This is a genomic window from Nitratireductor sp. J20-h4, assembly GCF_056780505.1.
Window position 1 is genome coordinate 3948023 of sequence record NZ_CM165557.1, and the last position, 14870, is coordinate 3962892.

At 65.3% G+C, this 14870-nt stretch carries 16 protein-coding genes; 7 read left to right on the plus strand and 9 right to left on the minus strand.

What is annotated here, in order from left to right; genetic code table 11:
• Positions 1-49 precede the first annotated feature (49 nt).
• A complete protein-coding gene (locus tag ACT2B0_RS19015; RefSeq protein WP_348419357.1) occupies positions 50-556 on the minus strand; it encodes an invasion associated locus B family protein in 507 nt (168 codons plus the stop codon).
• A gap of 393 nt (positions 557-949) precedes the next feature.
• Here ACT2B0_RS19015 and ACT2B0_RS19020 point away from each other — a divergent pair, with 393 nt between their 5' ends.
• Positions 950-1489, plus strand: coding sequence for a sigma-70 family RNA polymerase sigma factor (locus ACT2B0_RS19020; protein ID WP_473459869.1), 540 nt, complete (start codon positions 950-952; stop codon positions 1487-1489).
• Positions 1490-1500: 11 nt separating this feature from the next.
• On the opposite strand, the gene ACT2B0_RS19025 is transcribed toward ACT2B0_RS19020, so the two are convergent.
• Positions 1501-1872 (minus strand): YkvA family protein, encoded by a 372-nt coding sequence (locus ACT2B0_RS19025; RefSeq protein WP_473459870.1) that lies wholly within the window; start codon positions 1870-1872, stop codon positions 1501-1503.
• Positions 1873-2051: 179 nt separating this feature from the next.
• Positions 2052-2363: a 4a-hydroxytetrahydrobiopterin dehydratase gene (locus ACT2B0_RS19030; protein ID WP_473459871.1), complete on the minus strand. Its 312-nt coding sequence runs from the start codon at positions 2361-2363 to the stop codon at positions 2052-2054.
• Between the two features lie 50 nt (positions 2364-2413).
• On the opposite strand from ACT2B0_RS19030, the gene ACT2B0_RS19035 reads away from it, so the two are divergent.
• Positions 2414-2932: a low molecular weight protein-tyrosine-phosphatase gene (locus ACT2B0_RS19035; RefSeq protein WP_473459872.1), complete on the plus strand. Its 519-nt coding sequence runs from the start codon at positions 2414-2416 to the stop codon at positions 2930-2932.
• Here ACT2B0_RS19035 and thpR read toward each other — a convergent pair.
• Both thpR and ACT2B0_RS19045 read right to left on the minus strand, forming a co-directional pair.
• On the minus strand, positions 2836-3432 hold the full coding sequence (gene thpR / locus ACT2B0_RS19040; RefSeq protein ID WP_348419352.1) for an RNA 2',3'-cyclic phosphodiesterase: 597 nt from the start codon (positions 3430-3432) through the stop codon (positions 2836-2838). The genes ACT2B0_RS19035 and thpR overlap by 97 nt on opposite strands.
• A 91-nt stretch (positions 3433-3523) precedes the next feature.
• Positions 3524-4177: an arylesterase gene (locus tag ACT2B0_RS19045; protein ID WP_348419351.1), complete on the minus strand. Its 654-nt coding sequence runs from the start codon at positions 4175-4177 to the stop codon at positions 3524-3526.
• An 88-nt stretch (positions 4178-4265) separates the two neighbouring features.
• On the opposite strand from ACT2B0_RS19045, the gene ACT2B0_RS19050 reads away from it, so the two are divergent.
• The 4 genes from ACT2B0_RS19050 (at position 4266) to ACT2B0_RS19065 (ending at position 9173) form a co-directional block, all read left to right on the plus strand.
• Positions 4266-4961, plus strand: coding sequence for an ABC transporter ATP-binding protein (locus tag ACT2B0_RS19050; RefSeq protein ID WP_473459874.1), 696 nt, complete (start codon positions 4266-4268; stop codon positions 4959-4961).
• A 10-nt stretch (positions 4962-4971) separates the two neighbouring features.
• Entirely contained in the window at positions 4972-7521 is a 2550-nt protein-coding gene (locus tag ACT2B0_RS19055; protein WP_473459875.1) for an ABC transporter permease, read from the plus strand.
• Positions 7522-7750: 229 nt separating this feature from the next.
• Positions 7751-8494 (plus strand): Bax inhibitor-1/YccA family protein, encoded by a 744-nt coding sequence (locus tag ACT2B0_RS19060; protein ID WP_473459876.1) that lies wholly within the window; start codon positions 7751-7753, stop codon positions 8492-8494.
• Between the two features lie 106 nt (positions 8495-8600).
• Positions 8601-9173, plus strand: a complete 573-nt coding sequence (locus tag ACT2B0_RS19065; RefSeq protein WP_348419347.1) for a GNAT family N-acetyltransferase — start codon at positions 8601-8603, stop codon at positions 9171-9173.
• Between the two features lie 35 nt (positions 9174-9208).
• Here the strand turns inward: ACT2B0_RS19065 and ACT2B0_RS19070 are convergent, their stop codons facing one another.
• Both ACT2B0_RS19070 and ACT2B0_RS19075 read right to left on the minus strand, forming a co-directional pair.
• Positions 9209-9598, minus strand: coding sequence for a DUF2794 domain-containing protein (locus ACT2B0_RS19070; protein ID WP_348419346.1), 390 nt, complete (start codon positions 9596-9598; stop codon positions 9209-9211).
• 416 nt (positions 9599-10014) lie between these two features.
• Positions 10015-10776 carry a DUF1223 domain-containing protein gene (locus ACT2B0_RS19075; RefSeq protein ID WP_348419345.1) on the minus strand — a complete coding sequence of 254 codons (762 nt, stop codon included), beginning with the start codon at positions 10774-10776 and terminating at the stop codon, positions 10015-10017.
• Positions 10777-10913: 137 nt separating this feature from the next.
• Between ACT2B0_RS19075 and ACT2B0_RS19080 the strand changes: the two genes are divergently transcribed.
• Positions 10914-11579: a ceramidase domain-containing protein gene (locus ACT2B0_RS19080; RefSeq protein ID WP_348419344.1), complete on the plus strand. Its 666-nt coding sequence runs from the start codon at positions 10914-10916 to the stop codon at positions 11577-11579.
• Between the two features lie 23 nt (positions 11580-11602).
• On the opposite strand, the gene ACT2B0_RS19085 is transcribed toward ACT2B0_RS19080, so the two are convergent.
• Positions 11603-11953, minus strand: coding sequence for a VOC family protein (locus ACT2B0_RS19085; protein ID WP_348419343.1), 351 nt, complete (start codon positions 11951-11953; stop codon positions 11603-11605).
• An 86-nt stretch (positions 11954-12039) separates the two neighbouring features.
• Positions 12040-14733 carry an aconitate hydratase AcnA gene (gene acnA, locus ACT2B0_RS19090; RefSeq protein ID WP_473459877.1) on the minus strand — a complete coding sequence of 898 codons (2694 nt, stop codon included), beginning with the start codon at positions 14731-14733 and terminating at the stop codon, positions 12040-12042.
• Between the last annotated feature and the right edge of the window lie 137 nt (positions 14734-14870).

Genomic DNA, 14870 nt, shown 5'->3' on the forward strand with positions numbered 1-14870 from the left:
CCGGCCAAGCCCGCGCGGTCCCACGACCGGACGCCTTTTGCCCGCAACCCTATTTACAGCTTGAGATGGACTGCAACGCGGCGGTGATTCCCCGCAGCGAAAAGGCGTAATTGGTGTCGTTGCCGCGGCCGGACACCGCCTTCACCGACATTTCGGCACCCGCTTTCATGGCGGCCACCAGTTGCGGCTCTTCCGCGGCATTTTCCAGCCAGGCCGACTTGCCTTTGGTAAACAGCGAGAACGAGCGGTCGCCCACCTTCACCAGGACTTTTGAGTTTTCCTTGAAATTGTAGGACGCGATAAACTGCGGTTCGTAGGCGATGTTCTGCCCCGGCTTCTGGCTCACGAAAAAGAAGATGTCTCCGTGATCCAGCGAGGCGGGCTGCTTGTCGGTCGGCACGGACAGCACATAACAGACCTTTCCGCTTCCTGACTGGTAGGAATAAGTCCCCCAAGCGTTGTGCTGTCCAACCTTCGTCGCGGTCTGCGCTCCGGCCGGACCTGCGACCACCAAAATGGCGGCGGCGCCCGCGAGGAACGAAATCAGTGCACGCATGTCGATACCATTTTCCTGTGTTTGGCCTGTTCAACCCGTTGCCGGGTGCCCTTTCCGGGCCGCACTCGCCTTAATTTTAGTTAATCGGAGTTACCAAAAGGTGAATCCGACCGAGGAGAATGCGTCCGCTTCCGCCAGTTCCGGCCCAACCGCGCTCACGGGATATTTTGCGCCGAAACACCTTGATTGAGGCAAAGAGCGCAGGAAAACGGCAACAGTTTGTCAGGCGTGGGCGCCCCCGGACCCGCACACGCAGGACACGCCCAAGGCCGTATTGCGCCGCAGCAGCCGCGCTCGTAGGGTCGTTACCGGGCGGTTATCGCCCGAAAGGCGTGAATGGGGAGCCGATTGCGCAACAATCAACCTGCCCCGCAGTCACAACATGCCCGCCTGATGGCGCGCGTGGCGGCCAGCCGCGATCGAAACGCCTTCGCGACGTTGTTCGATCATTTCGCCCCGCGCATCAATGGATTTCTGCAAAAGCAGGGCATGGGGGCCGGCGCCGCCGAGGACCTGACTCAGGAAGTGATGGCGGTGATGTGGCACAAGGCGCATCTCTTCGATCCGGTCAAATCCTCGCTGGCGACCTGGCTTTTCCGTGTCGCCCGCAACCGCCGCATCGACGGGTTTCGCCGCGACCGGTCCCACCTGATCGATCCGCACGACCCGTTCTTCTGGCCCGACCCCGCCGAGGCGCCAGATGACGGGCTCGACGCGCGCCAGCGCGACGAGCGGGTCCGCCTCGCTTTGGCCGAGCTGCCCAACGAACAGGCCGAATTGATCAGGCTGGCCTTCTTCAACGGGCTCACCCACAGCCAGATCGCCGACCACGCCAGGCTTCCGCTCGGCACCGTGAAGTCGCGCATCCGTCTTGCTTTCGCGCGGCTGCGCCGGGCGCTCGAAGCAGATCCGAGGGTTGACGCCGACGGCTGACAGGCCGCCGGTCAGTCCTGTTCGTCGAGAAACTCCCGCGCCGCCTTGCGATGGGCCGGCGTGATGTGGCCGCGAATCGCCGTCAGCGCGGCCGTCAGCACGGCGACATCGTCGGTAAAGCCGAACCCGACCAGAAAATCGGGGATCGTGTCGAGCGGCAGCACGAAATAGGCGAGCGCGGCCAGAAGCACCCCGCGCACGCGCGTCGGAGTCTTGTCGTCGAGCGCGCAGTAATAGGCCGCGATCACCTCGTCCATGAACGGTATCTGACGGGCCGCACGCCGCGCGGTGCGGCGCAGATTGTCGCGCACGCGCTGCCTGCGCCTGCCGTTTTCGGCTTCGCTTACGGGACCCAGCACTTCGGCGAGGCGCTCATTGTCCATCATCTTGTCCATGGTCGCAAATGTGGTGCCGGCTGCGCGCCGGTGCAAGTCCGGCCGCCATCCGGAAACCGGCTGAAACGCCTGCAGGACAGTGATTTCAGAACGTTTCCCGGCTCAACGCCGGCAACGTCGTCGGCTTGGTTTGGCGCCACGTCCCTGATCCATCCTGCCGCTCCGCCTCACGAGGAGCGCTCCCGTTTGCCCGCGCAGGCCTCGATCGCCTTGGCAAGCGCCACGTCGAGCGCCGTCAGCCCGCCCGCATCGTGCGTCGACAGCGCGATATCGACCGTCTTGTAGACATTCGACCAGTCGGGATGGTGGTCCATCTTTTCCGCCGCCAGCGCGACCCGCGTCATGAAGCCGAATGCCTCGCTGAAATTCCCGAACACGAAGCGTTTGGTGATCGCCGCCCGATCCGCGGCCCGTTGCCAGCCGTCCAGTCCGGCGAGCGCCTCGGCCACGGCCGCATCGTCGAGTTTTTCGCGCTTCATCGCCAACTCCCATTCTGCCGGCCGCCGGTTTTCATGATAACGCACATGTCATGACTTCGCAGCCCCGCCATGCCGTCCTGTTCGTCTGTCTTGGCAATATCTGCCGTTCGCCGCTTGCCGAGGGCGTTTTCCGGCATGTGCTGCAAACCCGTGGCGCGGCCGGGGGTTTTCTGGTCGATTCGGCCGGCACGGGCGGCTGGCATGTCGGATCGCCGCCCGATCCGCGCTCGGTCGAGATCGCCGCCGGGCACGGTATCGACCTGACGGGTCAGCGCGCGCGCAAGGTCGCGGACGGGGATTTCGCGCGCTTCGACCTGGTGCTTGCCATGGACCGCGCCAACCAGACGGAACTGAAGGCGCGCGCTGCCAGCAACCGGCACGACCGGATCCATCTTTTGATGGACTTCGCGCTCGGCGAGGCGCGCGACGTGCCCGATCCCTATTACGGCGGCGCCGACGGTTTCGAAACGGTCTACCGCATGCTCCGCACGGCATCCGAGGCGCTGGCCGAAAAGCTCGCGGCCCCCTGGGACGAGCCGGACAGGGGCCAGGCCTCTTCCACCAGGTAGGGGCCGCCGCCGACCGAATCACGCGACGACATCAGCACGAAACGGGCGACCCTGAACGGTGCGGTGGCGAAGTTCCCGCGTCCCGAAAGATAGGCCGCGAGTTCATGCGGGGCCGCGTTGCGCAGCCGCGCCAGCGTCACGTGCGGGGTAAACTTGCGCGGATCGGGCGCTGCCCCGTGGCGCAGGCATATGCGATCGATCTCCGACTGCAGCGCGAAAAGTTCGGGCGATGGCGCCACCCCGGCCCACAGCGCATGCGGCTTCTTCGATCCGAACGTTCCCACCCCTGATAGGTTGATCTGGAATCCCGGCCGCCGCACCCGGTCGAGGCCGTTGACGATATCGTCCGCCACGCGGCCGGGCACGTCGCCGATGAACCGCAGGGTGATATGGTAGTTTTCGACGTCGATCCAGCGCGCGCCGGGCAGGCCGCCGCGCAGCAGGGAGAGCGACAGGCTCGCATCGCGGGGTATCTCGAGGGCGGTGAAAAGTCGCGGCATGGCTACCTCCTCGAATCGCTCTTCTAACCTCAGCGAATCATCGTTTTGCCGCGCCGGCAAGCCCGCGGGGCGGGGTACGGCCTATTTCGCGTCAGTCGTGATCGGCGCCGCCGGGCTTCAGCGCGCCGAGCCTCTCCTCGACCACCGGCAGGGCCGTTTCCACCATCCGCTCCACGCCTTCGGCGTTGGGGTGCATGCCGTCCGCCAGAAGCAGCCCGCCCTTGGCTGCAACCCCGTCCATGAAGAACGGAATCAGCGCGATATCGTGTTTTTCGGCCAGACGGGGAAAGATCGCGTTGAACGCATCGGCGAAGTCCGCGCCCAGATTGGGCGCGGCCAGCATGCCGGCCAGCACGACCACGACGCCGCGATCCTTGAGGCGGGCAATCATCGTGTCGAGATTGTCCTCGGTGGTGGCCGGCGGCAGGCCGCGCAGCATATCGTTTGCCCCGAGCTCGAGAATGACCAGGTCCGTGTCGTCGGGCACCGACCAGTCGAGCCGCGCCAGCCCACCGCTGGTCGTGTCGCCGGAAACCCCGGCATTCGTCACGGCGACGTCGTGCCCTCGCGCGCGAAGCGCGGCTTCGAGCCGTTCTGGGAAGGATTCCCCCGGTGCGAGCTGATAGCCCGCCATCAGACTGTCGCCCAACCCGACGATGGTCGTGGACGCCGCCGCGACGCCAAGCTGGACAAGCAGGGCCAATCCACCGAACATGAACCCGCGTAAGGTTCCTTTGAAACCCATGCCGTATTTCCCATATGTGCCTGACGCGACCTGTCGGGCGCGCGTGGGGATTTCGCCTTGTCGCTTCACCATATAGGATGGTTTTTCCGTGACCAAAGCGGTTATCGAACTGAAGAACGTGCAGCTCACGCTGGGGCGCGGCGCGTCATCCGTTCATGTGCTCAAGGGCGTCGACCTCGAAATCGCCGCCGGTGAGCGCGCCGGCATCGTCGGACCGTCGGGGTCGGGAAAGTCGACCCTTTTGATGGTTATCGCCGGGCTCGAAAGCGTCGATGCGGGCGCCGTCACGATCGCCGGCGAGCCGCTGGTGGGCCGCAGCGAGGACGAGATCGCCGCCTTTCGCGGCCGCAATATCGGCATCGTCTTCCAGTCCTTCCATCTCATTCCCAACATGACGGCGCTCGAAAACGTCGCCGTGCCGCTCGAGCTTGCCGGCCATGACGACCCGTTCGCCCGCGCCGCGTCGGAACTCGAAGCGGTCGGGCTGAAGGACCGCGTTAAGCATTATCCGGGCGAATTGTCCGGCGGCGAGCAGCAGCGCGTCGCGATCGCCCGCGCGCTGGCGCCACATCCCAAGATCCTGATCGCCGACGAGCCGACGGGCAATCTCGACCAGGCGACCGGCCGCCAGATCGCCGATCTCTTGTTCGCGGAGGCCGCCGAACGCGGCATGACCCTGCTGCTTGTCACCCACGATCCCACGCTCGCCGAACGCTGCGACAGGCAGATCGCCATGCGCTCCGGCCGCATCGAGCCGGCGCCCGCGCACGCCGTCCCGGCCTGAGGCCGCGTCGATGAGCCTTGTCCGCACGCTGCGCCTCGCCACCCGCTTTTCGTTGCGCGAAATGCGCGGCGGTCTGTCCGGTTTCATGATCTTTCTCGCCTGCATCGCGCTCGGCGTTGCCGCGATCGGCGGCGTCAACTCGCTGGCGCGCGCCATCACTACGGGCGTGGCCAATGAGGGGCAGATACTTTTGGGCGGCGACATCCGTTTCGAGCTGGTGCATCGGGTCGCATCGCAACCAGAACGCGCTTTCCTCGATAGCCATGGCGCCGTTGCCGCCAGCGCCAAGATGCGCTCGATGGCACGCCTGCCCGACGGCTCCGACCAGACGCTGGTCGAGGTCAAGGCGGTCGACGGTCTCTACCCGCTCTACGGCGCGCTGGAAACCAGTCCGCAACTTGACCACGAGGCGCTGTTTTCCGCCCGCGACGGTATCCATGGCGCCGCCGCGCCGGCGCTCCTGTTCGAGCGGCTGGCGCTTGAGCCGGGCGCGCGGCTGAAGCTCGGCAACACCGAATTCGAGCTGCGCGCGGTGATCGAAACCGAACCCGACCTGGTTTCCGACGGCTTCGGCTTCGCGCCGCGGCTGATGATCTCGCTCGACGGCCTGCGGGCCTCGGGACTGATGCAGCCCGGCAGCCTGGTCGAGCATGCCTACAAGCTGCGCCTGCCCGCGGCGACCGACGAGGCCGACATCCAGGCGCTTGCCGAACAGGCGCGCGAGGCCTTTCCCGAAGCCGGCTGGAGCATCCGTTCGCGGGCCAACGCCGCGCCGGCGCTGTCGTCCAACATCACCCGCTTTTCGCAGTTCCTGACGCTGGTCGGTCTCACCGCGCTGGTGGTGGGCGGGGTCGGCGTGGCCAATGCGGTGCGCGCCTATCTCGACGGCAAGCGCGGCGTGATCGCGACGCTGAAGAGCCTCGGCGCCTCGAGCGGTCTGGTCTTTTCCGTCTATCTCGTGCAGATCATGATCATCGCCGCGCTCGGCATCGCCGCCGGACTGGTCATCGCGGTGGCGGTGCCGTTCTTCGCCGGGGCGGCGCTTGCCACCGTGCTGCCGGTTCCCACCGAAGCGGCGGTCTATCCCGGCGCACTTGCGATCGCGGCGCTGTTCGGCCTGTTGGTCACGCTTGCCTTCGCGCTGCTGCCGCTTGGGCGCGCCCGCGCCGTTCCGGCCACCGCCCTGTTTCGCGAAATGGGGTTCGAGGCGCGCGGTCTGCCCGCTCCGGCCTATCTGGCCGCCACCCTGACGATCAGCGCCTTTCTGGCGGGACTGGCCGTGTGGTATTCGACCGACCGCCTCCTCGCCGCTTTGTTCGTCGGCGCCACGGTCGTCACCTTCATCGTCCTGCGCCTCGTCGGGATGCTGGTACAGGCGCTCGCCCGACGCAGCCCGCGCGTGCGCTCGACCGCGCTTCGGCTGGCCATCGGCAACATCCACCGTCCAGGCGCCCTGACACCATCGGTCGTGCTGGCACTCGGCCTCGGCCTCACGCTTTTGGTCGCGCTGGCGCTGATCGACGGCAATCTGCGCCGTCAGATCGCCGGCAATCTCCCCGAAAGGGCGCCGAATTTCTTCTTCGTCGACATCCAGAACACCGAGGTCGACGCCTTCGCCGAACTGGTGCGGACACAGGCCGGCGACGGCAAGCTGGTCCGCGTGCCGATGCTGCGCGGCCGCATCATGGAATTCAACGGCGTCGACGTGCAGGAGATCGAGGTGCCGCCGGAAGGTCGCTGGGTGCTGCGCGGCGACCGCGGCATCACCTATGCCAGAAACATTCCCGAGAACTCGACGCTCGCCGAAGGCGACTGGTGGGCGCCCGACCATGCCGGCGAGCCGCTGGTGTCTTTCGCGGAGGAAGAAGGCCGCGAGCTCGGCCTCAAACTCGGCGACACCATCACGGTCAACGTGCTCGGCCGCAACATCACCGCCAGGATCGCCAATTTCCGCAGTGTCGAATGGGAATCGCTGGCGATCAACTTCGTCATGGTGTTTTCGCCCAACACGTTTGCCGGCGCACCGCACGCGTGGCTGGCCACGCTGACAATCCCCGATACCAGCGCGCAGGACGAAGCGCGTATTCTCAACGCCGTCACCCGCGCCTTTCCGACCGTCACCACCGTGCGGGTCAAGGACGCGCTCGACATCGTCAACCGGCTGGTCGGTCAGCTCGCCACCGCGATCCGGGGCGCGGCCGCCGTTGCGCTGATCGCCTCGGTGCTGGTGCTTTCGGGCGCGCTCGCCGCCGGCAACCGCGCGCGCATCCACGACGCCGTGGTGTTGAAGACGCTCGGCGCCACCCGCCGGACATTGATGACCGCCTTTTCGCTCGAATATGGGTTGATCGGCCTGTCGACGGCGGCCTTCGCGCTTGCTGCCGGGGGTGCGGCAGCCTGGTATGTGCTGTCGCAGATCATGGGACTGCCCGCCACATTCATGCCCGAGATCGCACTGTCGACCATCCTGATCGCGCTGGTGCTGACCGTCGGGTTCGGCCTGATCGGGACCTGGCGGGTGCTCGGCCATAAGGCCGCGCCGGTGTTGCGCAACCTGTAGCTACCGGCACGCGGCGCTAACCTTTGGTCAACCGTGTCGCCCGACAGGCGCCGAAAGTTCGAAAACCGGGCCTGTGCGACGGCCGGGCGCGGCGAACAGGGCTTGTTCTTGGCCTAAAGAATAATCATATTCCCCACAGGCATGCTGGAGTCTCGCCAGCGGCGCCTGGGCGTATGGCCATACGGTCCCGCCCGACACCGGACGAGACATGAGCAGTTAAGAGGAAAACATGGCTGACCTTCGCAACTATAATGCGCGTGTCGCATCGGCGCCCGCCCGCGCCGGCGCGGACATAGACGAGGGGCTGCGCGCCTACATGCTGAAGGTGTACAACCTGATGGCGCTCGGCCTTGCGATCACCGGGCTCGCCGCATGGGGCACCTTCAACTTCGCCGTCGTCGACGGCCAGCTTACCGCCTTCGGGCAACTCGTTTACGCCTCGGCCTTTCGCTGGGTCGTGATCCTGGCGCCGTTGGCGATGGTGTTCTTCCTGTCCTTCAGGATCAACAAAATGAGCGTTCCAGCGGCGCAGACGACGTTCTGGCTCTATGCCGGCCTTGTCGGCATGTCGCTGTCAACGATCTTCCTGGTCTATACCGGGACCAGTATCGTGCGCACCTTCTTCATCACCGCCACCGCCTTCGGCGGGCTGTCGCTTTACGGTTATACGACCAGGCGCGATCTGTCGGCGATGGGTTCGTTCCTGGTGATGGGCCTGTTCGGCCTGATCATCGCCATGATCGTCAACATCTTCCTGGGTTCTTCCGCGCTGCAGTTCGCCATCTCGGTGATCGGCGTGCTGATCTTCGCAGGCCTGACCGCCTACGACACCCAGCAGATCAAGGAAATGTACTACGAGGGCGATGGCGCCGAGGTGGCCGGCCGCAAGTCGATCATGGGCGCGCTGCGGCTTTATCTCGACTTCATCAACCTGTTCATGTTCCTGCTCCACTTCCTGGGCAATCGCGAATAGCCCGGCCGGACAGGCATGGGAACGACGAGGGCGGCCCGGCGGCCGCCCTTTTCTTTTGCCCGCTGGTCTGCTTGAGTTTCGGGCTCTTCATTCGACAGCGTGATCCATGCCCGACATCGCCATCACACCCGCCACCGTCTCCGACATCCCGGCCATAACCGCGATCTACGCCGACGCGGTGGTAAACGGCACGGCGAGCTACGAGCTCGAACCGCCCGGCGAAGCGGACATGGCGGCTCGCTTCAAGGCCTTGAGCGAACCCGGATACCCCTATCTCGTCGCCCGAACCGGCGACGGCATCGTCGTCGGCTACGCCTATGTCGGGCCGTTCCGCCCGCGTCGCGCCTACCGTTTCATGGTCGAGGATTCGATCTATCTTGCCCCGTCAGCGCAAGGGCGCGGGCTCGGCCGCCTGCTGCTTACCCGCCTGATCGAGGAAACGACGGCACGCGGCTTTCGCCAGATGGCGGCCGTGATCGGCGACGGCGCCTGCAATCTCGGCTCGGTGAGACTGCACGAGACGCTCGGCTTCCGCCATGCCGGACAGCTCCAAGGCTCCGGCTTCAAGCATGGCCGCTGGCTCGACACCATTTTCATGCAGCGGGCGCTGAATGACGGCGCCGACGCGCCGCCCGATCCGGCCTCCCTGCCCGAGCGCAATTTCCGCGACGGGCTGTGAACCGGCCCCGATGCCATTCAGTCTGAAATGAGGCCTCAGCCTTCCACCAGGCTGAGCCGCTTGTCGAAAACGCCGAGCACGCGCGTCAACTCGTGGCCGCGTTTCATGATCAGCCCGGTTGCGGCGACAACCGAATAGGCGCCCTGCTTGCGCGCCAGTTTCGGATTTTTGACGATCTGGAAAAGCGGCACCTCGCTGGTGCGCCGGAAGACGGAGAACACCGCCCGGTCGGGGAGGTGGTCGATCGCGTAGTCACGCCATTCATTGGCCGCGACCATGCGGCCGTACAGCCTCAGGATCTGGTCGAGTTCGCGTCGCTCGAAAGTGACGGGGCCTTCCCTTTTTTGATCCCGCCTCGCCTCGTGAAGCGGGATCAGGATAGCGGAACCGTCCGTATCCTCCGCGGACTCGGCGCGTGTGACCATGGGCGATTTCCTTCCATGACAGTTTCGCCACAAAAGGGTCGCCCTTTCGTCAGCGAATTGCAAGCTTTCGGCCAAAAGCGCGCATCATCAAGCACTTGCTTCAGCCGGCCGGCCGACGCGCGGTCGTTGGGGAACGGCCCTCGGTCACGTTCGGGAACACGATGTCGGAATTGGTGATTGGCCGCCACATTCCTGCCGCGAATTATCCCGTTTCCAGCCCCAATAGATGGCGAACATCCACTCGTTGCCTGAGACGGTTCGGTCTGGCGCTGACACTGTAACCCCAAGCCCCCCGCCCACGGTGTCCTCGCTGGGCCGAACCAACCTCAGGCGGCAATCCCTCCAATATGTGGACGCTTGAGTATGTGGGCGCTTGCTGATTGCGGCCGCCAGGCTGCGCGGCCGGCAGGTCGACCTCAGCCCTGCGGCATGTCGAGGATCGCCGCGCCGAGGATCGCGCCGGGATTGCCGTCGTCGTCGAGCGACTGCAACAGCACCGCGCAGCCCGCCGCGCCGCGTTTCTTGAGTTCGCTCGCCGGAATCTCGACGCGGATTTCCCGCCCGCTCCACATGCCGACCGACTGGATGCCCGAGACGGCGTTCCAGTAGGTGACCGTCTTGCCGGCGTTTTCGCCGCGCTTGATTTCGACCGGCGTGACCGGATCGAAAAACACTAGAAGCAGGTTTGCCTTGCGCGCGGCTCCGGGCGCGGCGCCCGCCTCGATGATCACGCTTTCGACCCCCTCGGACAGGGTCAGGTCGACCGTCAGCCCCTTGCCGGCATCCTTGAGCGCGCCGAGCGCCTCCTCGACCTTGTCTCGACTGGCGCCGTTCATATGGACCCGGCCGTTGACGACCGCCTGAGGCGTATAGACCGACCGTTCGCCGAGAGCGCGCGCATATTCGCTTTGCCTCCCGGTATTCTCCGCCGTCGCCATGGTGTCGCGCCAGCCGAGATAGTCCCAGTAGTCGACATGGTAGGCCAGCGCGACCACGTCGCCGCTGCGCGCCAGTTCGCCGAGATAGGCGTCGGCCTTGGGGCAGGAGTTGCAGCCCTGGCTCGTGAAGAGCTCGACGACGCCACGCGGCCGCGCCTGTTCCCCGCCGCCGGCCGCCACGGCCGTGCCGAAAAGCGCGGCGGCGGCGAACGCCAGCCTCAACCCGCGATAGAGATTCATCTGCGCTATCCGATCGTCTTGCGTCGGCGCCAATGCGCGACTACCCAACTGGTGAAGACTAGGCCGGCGGAAGGTTCAACAGGAAGTCACGTTGCGGTGACCCTTTGTCGCCGCCGATACCACCTGAAGGTTGGGGCATGAACAACACGTTTTTCGATCCGATCGACATCTATTGCGAACGCACCGGGCCGGAATTGTGGGCCGAACCGCTGAACGCGCTGACCAATCTCGCATTCGTCGCGGCCGGCCTTTGGGGCCTGCGCGAGGCGCGCCGCCGCAACGCCGGCCGCTTCGCGACCGTCCTGTGCTGGTGGGTCATCGCGATCGGCATCGGCTCTGGCCTGTTTCACAGCTTCGCCAACCGCCTCACCATCTGGGCCGACATCGTTCCGATCGCCACTTTCGTGCTCGCCTACACGCTCTATAATCTGCGCCGCTTCCTGCGCCTGCCGCTGGCATCGTCGTTGTTCGCATTGGTGGCGTTCTACGCCGTGGCCGGCCTCGTCACCTGGCTGGTGCCCGACCAGTTGAACGCGGCCACCAACGGTACGCTGGGTTACCTGCCGGCCTTGCTGGCGCTCGTGTTCTTCGGTGCCTTGCTTGTCGCCCGCGGCCACCCCGCCGGTCGCTACAATCTCGCCGCGGCGATGCTATTCGTCGTCTCGGCGACGTTCCGCGCCATCGATCCCGATATATGTTCGGCCCTGCCGATCGGCACGCATTTCCTGTGGCACACGCTTAACGGTCTGATGCTGGGCGTGCTTCTGGCGGCGACGACGCGTTTTGCCGGCAACCGGCGCTGACGCCGGCGTCCGGTCAGCCGCCCTCAGTGGTGGGCCAGGATGTTGACGAGGCGTCCGAACGGGTCGCGCACATAAAACCGCCGCACGCCCCAGGGCTCGTCGACCGGTCCGTATTCGGGCTCAAACCCGGCAGCGGTCAATCGCTCAAGCGCGGCCTCGACGTCGTCGACCTCGATCGACAGATCGGGCACCGGCGTGCCGGAACCGCCTTCGGATGCGAAGCTCACCTGCACGCGCGCCTCCTGCGGCGCGCCATAGGTCGCGATCCAGCCGTGATCCATCACAAGATCGAGACCCAGCGCGTCGCGGTAGAACCGGCCGGCGGCGCCAACGTCCGGCGTGGCGATATTGGCGACGATCCGTCTTACCTTCATGGGAGCGTCCTCGTCTGACCGCTTGTGAAAACGCCTCCCCGGCGCGGGGCAGGGGAGGCGTTCTGTTTTGGTCGGCTTCGACGACGTCAGGCCGCCAGATCCCGCAGCACATATTGCAGGATGCCGCCGTTCTTGAAGTAGTCGAGCTCGTCGAGCGTATCGATCCGGCACAGGATCGGCACGTCCTTCCGCGAACCGTCGGCATAGCTCACCTTGGCGGTCACCTTCTGGCGCGGCTTGATCGTCTCCAGTCCCTCGATCGTGACGGTCTCGTCGCCCTTCAGGCCGAGCGACGCCCAGGAGACGCCGTCCTCGAGTACGAACGGGATCACGCCCATCCCGACCAGGTTCGAACGGTGGATACGCTCGAAGGACTGGGCGATCACCGCGCGCACACCGAGCAGGTTGGTGCCCTTGGCCGCCCAGTCGCGCGACGACCCGTTGCCGTATTCGACGCCGGCAAAGATCACCAGCGGCACGCCTTCCTGCTTGTAGCGCATCGCCGCGTCGTAGATCGACATCTCCTCCTTGGAGGGATAGTGGATCGTATAGCCGCCCTCGCGGCCGTTCTCGCCCAGCATGAAGTTGCGGATGCGGATATTGGCGAACGTGCCGCGCATCATCACTTCGTGATTGCCGCGCCGGGTGCCGTACTGGTTGAAATCCATCACATCGACGCCGTTATCCATCAGATATTTGCCGGCCGGGGACTGGGCCTTGATGGAGCCGGCGGGCGAGATGTGGTCGGTGGTGATCTTGTCGCCGAACAGACCGAGCACGCGCGCGCCCTTGATGTCGCTGATATCGCTGACCGTCTTCGACATGCCGGCGAAATAGGGCGGGTTCTGCACATAGGTCGAGTTGTCGTCCCAGACATAGGTTTCCGACTGCGGTGCCTCGACCGCGCGCCAGTTTTCGTCGCCGGCAAAGACCTCGGCATATTTCTTCTCGAACAGGTCGCGCGTGACGTGCTTCTGGATGAAGCTCTGGATCTCCTGGTTGGAGGGCCAGATATCCTTCAGGAACACATCCTTGCCGTCCTTGTCCTGCCCGATCGGCTCCTTGGTCAGGTCGATGGTGACGGAACCGGCGAGCGCATAGGCGACCACCAGCGGCGGCGAGGCCAGATAGTTGGCCTGCACGTCCGGAGAGATCCGGCCTTCGAAATTGCGGTTGCCCGACAGCACGCCGGCCGCGATCAGGCCCTTGTCGTTGATGGTCTTGGAGACCGGGCCGGGCAGCGGGCCCGAATTGCCGATACAGGTCGTGCAGCCGAAACCGACCAGGTTGAAACCGATCTGGTCGAGTTCGGTCTGCAGGCCGGATTTTTCCAGATATTCGGCCACCACCTGGCTGCCGGGCGCCAGCGACGTCTTGACCCACGGCTTCTGCTTGAGGCCGAGCCGGTTGGCGTTGCGGGCCAGAAGGCCGGCGCCGATCAGCACCGACGGGTTCGAGGTGTTGGTGCACGACGTGATCGCCGCGATCGCCACGTCGCCATGGCCGAGATCGTAGTCCTGGCCCTCGACCTGCCAGCGCTTGTCCTTCTCGGAAGCGTCCTTCTTGTATTCCGAAACGAGCACCTCCTCGAAGCCGGCGGCGATGCCCTCGAGAGGAATGCGGCCTTCCGGGCGCTTCGGCCCGGCCATGGACGGCACGACCGCGCCGAGGTCGAGCTCCAGCGTGTCGGTGAAGACCGGGTCCGCGCTGCCGGTCTCGCGGAACATGCCCTGCGCCTTGCTGTAGGCTTCGACCAGCGCGATGCGTTCCTTGGTCCGGCCGGACACGTTGAGATAGTTCAGCGTTTCCGAATCGACCGGGAAGAAGCCGCAGGTCGCGCCATATTCGGGGCCCATATTGCCGATGGTGGCCGCATCGGCGAGGGTGAGATCGTCGAGGCCGTCGCCGAAGAACTCGACGAACTTGCCGACCACGCCCTTCTTGCGCAGCATCTGCACGACGGTCAGCACCAGGTCGGTGGCCGTCACGCCTTCCTTCAGCTTACCGGTCAGCTTGAAGCCGACGACTTCCGGCAGCAGCATGGAGATCGGCTGGCCGAGCATGGCCGCCTCGGCCTCGATGCCGCCAACGCCCCAGCCGAGCACGCCCAGGCCGTTGATCATCGTGGTGTGCGAATCCGTGCCCACGCAGGTATCGGGATAGGCGACCGTCTCGCCGTTCTCGTCCTTCGTCCACACGGTCTGGCCGAGATATTCGAGATTGACCTGATGGCAGATGCCGGTGCCAGGCGGCACGACGCGGAAATTCTCGAACGCCTGCTGGCCCCATTTCAGGAAGCGATAGCGCTCGCCGTTGCGCTGGTACTCCAGCTCGACATTGCGCGCGAAGGCGTTCGGATTGCCGAACTCGTCGACGATCACCGAATGGTCGATGACGAGATCGACCGGCACCAGCGGATTGATCTTCTGCGCGTCGCCGCCCAGCGCCTTGATGCCATCGCGCATCGCGGCAAGGTCAACGACTGCCGGCACGCCGGTGAAATCCTGCATCAGCACGCGCGCCGGGCGATAGGCGATCTCGTGGCCGGCCGCGCCCTTGTCGTCCAACCACGACTTTATGGCCACGATGTCGGCCTTGGTGACGGAACGCCCGTCCTCGTTGCGCAGCAGGTTTTCCAGAAGCACCTTCATCGAGAAGGGCAGGCGCGAGATTCCGTCCAGTCCGTTTTTCTCGGCCTCGGTCAGGCTGAAATAGACATAGTCCTTGTCGCCGACCTTGAGCGTGCGGCGGCAATTGAAGCTGTCGAGAGATTTTGACACGTGCGATCCCATCCTGGTCTGTTCGGCCAAAGCGGGAACGGACTCCTGTGGCATGCTGCGCAAAGGTGCGGGTACGGCCATTTCCGCTGTCCGCTCCCAGGCGTCACGTCCGTTCAAGGCGGCGGACGCCGGTTCGG

What these genes read in the sequence shown, in the direction of transcription:
- ACT2B0_RS19015 (WP_348419357.1), bottom strand. Translation starts at nt 556, where the DNA reads ATGCGTGCACTGATTTCGTTCCTCGCGGGCGCCGCCGCCATTTTGGTG.
- ACT2B0_RS19020 (WP_473459869.1), top strand. Translation starts at nt 950, where the DNA reads ATGGCGCGCGTGGCGGCCAGCCGCGATCGAAACGCCTTCGCGACGTTG.
- ACT2B0_RS19025 (WP_473459870.1), bottom strand. Translation starts at nt 1,872, where the DNA reads ATGGACAATGAGCGCCTCGCCGAAGTGCTGGGTCCCGTAAGCGAAGCC.
- ACT2B0_RS19030 (WP_473459871.1), bottom strand. Translation starts at nt 2,363, where the DNA reads ATGAAGCGCGAAAAACTCGACGATGCGGCCGTGGCCGAGGCGCTCGCC.
- ACT2B0_RS19035 (WP_473459872.1), top strand. Translation starts at nt 2,414, where the DNA reads ATGACTTCGCAGCCCCGCCATGCCGTCCTGTTCGTCTGTCTTGGCAAT.
- thpR (WP_348419352.1), bottom strand. Translation starts at nt 3,432, where the DNA reads ATGCCGCGACTTTTCACCGCCCTCGAGATACCCCGCGATGCGAGCCTG.
- ACT2B0_RS19045 (WP_348419351.1), bottom strand. Translation starts at nt 4,177, where the DNA reads ATGGGTTTCAAAGGAACCTTACGCGGGTTCATGTTCGGTGGATTGGCC.
- ACT2B0_RS19055 (WP_473459875.1), top strand. Translation starts at nt 4,972, where the DNA reads ATGAGCCTTGTCCGCACGCTGCGCCTCGCCACCCGCTTTTCGTTGCGC.
- ACT2B0_RS19060 (WP_473459876.1), top strand. Translation starts at nt 7,751, where the DNA reads ATGGCTGACCTTCGCAACTATAATGCGCGTGTCGCATCGGCGCCCGCC.
- ACT2B0_RS19065 (WP_348419347.1), top strand. Translation starts at nt 8,601, where the DNA reads ATGCCCGACATCGCCATCACACCCGCCACCGTCTCCGACATCCCGGCC.
- ACT2B0_RS19070 (WP_348419346.1), bottom strand. Translation starts at nt 9,598, where the DNA reads ATGGTCACACGCGCCGAGTCCGCGGAGGATACGGACGGTTCCGCTATC.
- ACT2B0_RS19075 (WP_348419345.1), bottom strand. Translation starts at nt 10,776, where the DNA reads ATGAATCTCTATCGCGGGTTGAGGCTGGCGTTCGCCGCCGCCGCGCTT.
- ACT2B0_RS19080 (WP_348419344.1), top strand. Translation starts at nt 10,914, where the DNA reads ATGAACAACACGTTTTTCGATCCGATCGACATCTATTGCGAACGCACC.
- ACT2B0_RS19085 (WP_348419343.1), bottom strand. Translation starts at nt 11,953, where the DNA reads ATGAAGGTAAGACGGATCGTCGCCAATATCGCCACGCCGGACGTTGGC.